Raw genomic sequence first — 4,024 nt, forward strand, 5'->3', positions numbered from 1 at the left:
CAATTGTCGCCCGACCATAGGCCTGAGCCTGACACGCCAGTCGGATGAGGGGCCGCGGCTCGTCGCTCTCAATGTAGCCGAAAACCTTCATCCTCATGGCCTCCAGCCGACCGACGGGGGAAAGATTCTCAGCTCCGGCAAGCACACCAACCCAGCACGTTCCGCAGGAGGCCGATCGGCATTGAACCGGGATAGGGCCCTCTCCCTCTTTGCAGCGCGGGTCGTGCCAGGTGTAGTACGGTTTATCTCGATAGGCTCCCGTCGTGAGTTCCTGGCCGTGAATCACACGGAACGTCGCGTCGTCGAGCCGCTCGTCAAACGTCACCGTGTAAAACTTCCTGCCTCTCAGAATATCCGTCAGACTCTGGCGCTCTGGCTGTTTTCTCCTGCGCACGATCTCATCCGGGGGCTGTTCATGGAATCTCGGCGAGAGCGTGACCGTCCCCGGAGACGAGCGGAAAGCCTCAACGCCCACCTGCTGCAAAGTCATGAAAGCGACGGCGGTGATTCCCACGATGAGCGAAACGTCGGCGCCCACCTGCCGGGCAACACGGGCGGCCACGTCCTGAATTTGCGAGGTCAGCTCCAGGCTCGGCGGCGCACTTTCCGACGCCACATAGTCGAGAACCGCTCGTTTGACATCGGGCCAGTAACGGTGACCATAGAGGAACCAATGCGATGAATCAATCTGGGTGCTTAATAGATAACTCCCATCGAGGAAAAGTTTCCGCACAAGTGCCGGCAGATCCGATGCCCCGGAAAGCGCCCGCTGGAGTGCCAGCGGGAAAAAGTAATGCCAGATGCGCGTCGCGTTGCGATCCACTTCGTGGATGGCGGGGCTCAGGCTATCCAGGATGGCCGACCACGCCTCGTCATCATGGCGATTAAGAAAGGCGAGAAAGAGTGCCTCATTCTCCGCCTTCATCGCTTCGCTCCTCCTTGCCCGCTCGCCCCCTCAGCAGAGAGGCGAGCAGCGAGGTAACTCCTCTGGAAATAAAGGCACACATTTTAGCCGTATCCTCATCGCTTGCTCAAGCGAGGTGGCCCGTCAGCATTCACCTTCTTCCCGGTGATGACGCTTCCAGCTCTCATTAGCATGTGATGATCCACTACCGCAAGACCCTCGAACGACTAGGGCAAATAGGGCAGGACGTCCCTGCCCTGGACGAATTTCCGCAACCCCTCTTCGACGGCGGGCCGTCTCACCAGCTCGCAAAAGAGCGCGATCTCTTCTGCCAGTTCCCGCTCCGGTAAGGGTTTCATGAAACGCTTGGCCGTCGCCCGTGTCGTTCGATCAAACTTTTTCATTTGACGGGCGAGGGAGCGGGCAACGACAAGGGATTGGCCGGGAGCCACCACTTGACTGACCAGCCCGAGCGCTTGGGCTTTCACTGCGTTGATGCTTCTTCCGGTCAGAAGGAGATCACGAATAACGCCGTTGCCCACGTCGCGCCTGAGACGAGGAATGCCTCCGAAGCCGGGAATGAGACCGAGCCTCAGCTCGGGAAAACAAAACCGCGTCATCTTGTCGGCGATAATCAGATCGCACGTCAACGCGAGTTCCCAGCCGCCGCCAAACGTGACTCCATGAACGGCAGCAATGGTCGGCACCGGAAGCTGATCGAGCGTGTTGAACACCCAGTGCACCCTTTCCAGGAAGGAACGCACTCCCGCTGCTCGTTCTTCCGGCGTCAGGCCTTGCATCCTTTCGTATAACTCGTGCAAATCCGCGCCGGCACTGAATCCGCAGGGAAGCGTGCTGTGGAAGATAATAGCCTCCACATCCGTTTCCAGCACTGACCACGCGGTCATTAACTGCTCCAGCTCGCCGAGCATAAGCGTCCCGATCTCGTTACACGGCGGCCTGTGGAGCGCCACTTCGAGCACACCTTCGATGACTGACCACGACAGTGCTTGACCCTCAAAACTGGTCACACCAAGGCCCTCCAGAAAATACGGCATCGGGGGTGTGAAATCTGCCCCCCAGAGGATTCAACAGCGGCTTGCAGCTCAGCTGGCGAGACTACCGCTTCAGGTGTTCGAGCAATGCCTTCCATCGCTTCCAGGCTTCATCGCGAGCCTTCTTGTTGGCCGGAGCGGCCTCAGGCTCTTCACCCGTGCGCATGAACCCGTGTCCCGCCCCCTCGTAGGTGACGGGCTCATAGGTCTTACCGAGCGCCTTCATCAGCTCAGCCGTTTGAGGAATCGTCGCGTTGACGCGGGCATCGTTGCCTCCGTAGAAGCCGTACACGGGACAGGCGATTCGGGACAACTGTTCCCGGTCGTTTGGTGCCGTTCCATAGAAGACGTAAGCGGCGGCCAGCGAGGGACGGACCGTGGCGAATCGGAACGCCTGCGATCCACCCCAGCAGAAGCCCGCAACGGCGACCCTCCCGTTGCACGCCGGGAGCTTCGCCACATAGTCGGCTACGGCATTGAGGTCGGCCATCACCTGCTCGGAAGACAGTCGAGAAATTGCTTCCCGGGCAGCGTCCTGGCTGGGGAAATCGCTCGTCCTTCCCCCGCCCGGAGCCATCCCTGAGAGAAGATCGGGCGCAATGGCTATATAGCCTGCTTCGGCAAGCTCATCGGCTACGCTTCGGACCCAATCGCTCAGGCCGCGATTCTCGTGAATCACCACAACCGCTGGCGCCTTCTCCTTCACTTCCGGGTAAACAAGGAAGGCATGGACGGTTCGAGCACCATATTTGACGGCGACCCACTCCTGGTGCCGGGGGGATTTCTCCAGGCGCCGGAGGGCGAAATCTTGCGTCCCGCCTGGAAATGTGGTGCTGAGAATCGCCATCACGGCAACGACGGTTGGTTTGATCATGGTGTTCTTCCTCCTCGGTCATTTTTGAGCAAATGAGTGCATGGCCAGAGGGTCGAGCCCTCAACGCATTCCGACCGCCTTCCTCAACGCCACAAGAACTCCCGGATCAGTCCATTTTGGCGATGATCTGCTCGGCGATCTCCGTCAGGCCGCGCACCAAACTTTCCCGATCAAACCCCGGAGGCGGGATGACGATTCGTGACACGCCGAGTTCTTGAAATCGTCGGACCTGATCGAGCGTCAGAGGGCCGGTTGCGCCCACGGTGATCTCGATCTCGTCGGCATTTCTGCCGATCTTCTGACATTCGTCGCGCATCGCAGCGAGCAAGTGTAACAAATCCTCGCGCCGTGACCGACCGGGGAAAAACCCGTCACCCAGTCGGGCAGCGCGACGGGCGGCGTTCTCCACGTGCCCGCCCACGATAATGGGTACGCCCGGCTGTTGCACCGGTTTGGGATTGGATTCGACGGGCCCCCAGCGGAAAAAGCGCCCTTCAAACGCCTGAGGTCCCTTCGCCCACAAAGTGCGAATGGCTCGAATGGCCTCTTCGGTCCGCGCCGCCCGGTCTGCGAACGAGAGGCCGAGCGCATCGAACTCATCCTTGAGCCAGCCGATGCCCACACCGAGAAGCGCGCGCCCGCCAGAAAGGAGATCGAGCGTGGCTACTTCCTTGGCCACATAGGCCGGGTGACGCTGGGGCAAAATGAGAATACCCGTCGCCAGCTTCAGCGTTTTGGTCACGCCCGCTAAATAGCTCAGGAAGACCAGTGGATCGGCGATCGGCACGTCATCAGGCGCCGGCATGCGGCCCGTCTCGCTATAGGGATACCGAGCGCTATAGCCCACGGGAATCACCACATGCTCAACCGTCCACACGGACTCGAAGCCTGAGGCTTCAGCCACTTCCGCGAGCGCTCTCGCGTTTTCGGGCAACACCAGCGGCCCGGCATTGCAAAACAGAATCCCCAGTTTCATCTTTCACCTCCCCAGACCGATAACCCTCCGATGAAACGAGCGAAAAAAGTTTGCAGCCCTCGCACCTGACCCGTTCAGCTCTCCGGCGTTTCGAACAAGTAAGCCGTCTCGCGCAGACGATTTTCTTGCCCGTCATGAACGGCAAACTGATAACGCACTCGCCTGGGAGAACCCTCGTCAGATGGCACCAGATAATGACTCCACAAACTCGCGGC

Annotated in this window: 4 protein-coding genes; all 4 read right to left on the minus strand. The window is 59.9% G+C overall.

The window, feature by feature from the left end; all coding sequences use genetic code 11:
* A partial coding sequence (locus tag VNM72_09780) for a 2Fe-2S iron-sulfur cluster-binding protein (protein HXF05692.1) occupies positions 1-925 on the minus strand: 925 nt, incomplete at its 3' end.
* Positions 926-1,131: 206 nt separating this feature from the next.
* Positions 1,132-1,935 carry an enoyl-CoA hydratase/isomerase family protein gene (locus VNM72_09785; protein HXF05693.1) on the minus strand — a complete coding sequence of 268 codons (804 nt, stop codon included), beginning with the start codon at positions 1,933-1,935 and terminating at the stop codon, positions 1,132-1,134.
* Between the two features lie 88 nt (positions 1,936-2,023).
* Entirely contained in the window at positions 2,024-2,833 is an 810-nt protein-coding gene (locus VNM72_09790; protein ID HXF05694.1) for a dienelactone hydrolase family protein, read from the minus strand.
* Between the two features lie 106 nt (positions 2,834-2,939).
* Complete coding sequence (locus VNM72_09795; protein HXF05695.1) at positions 2,940-3,809, minus strand: LLM class F420-dependent oxidoreductase; 870 nt, start codon at positions 3,807-3,809, stop codon at positions 2,940-2,942.
* Positions 3,810-4,024 lie beyond the last annotated feature (215 nt).

The organism is Blastocatellia bacterium (assembly GCA_035573895.1).
Classification (GTDB): Bacteria; Acidobacteriota; Blastocatellia; order HR10; family HR10; genus DATLZR01.

What these genes read in the sequence shown, in the direction of transcription:
- VNM72_09795 (HXF05695.1), bottom strand. Translation starts at nt 3,809, where the DNA reads ATGAAACTGGGGATTCTGTTTTGCAATGCCGGGCCGCTGGTGTTGCCC.
- VNM72_09790 (HXF05694.1), bottom strand. Translation starts at nt 2,833, where the DNA reads ATGATCAAACCAACCGTCGTTGCCGTGATGGCGATTCTCAGCACCACA.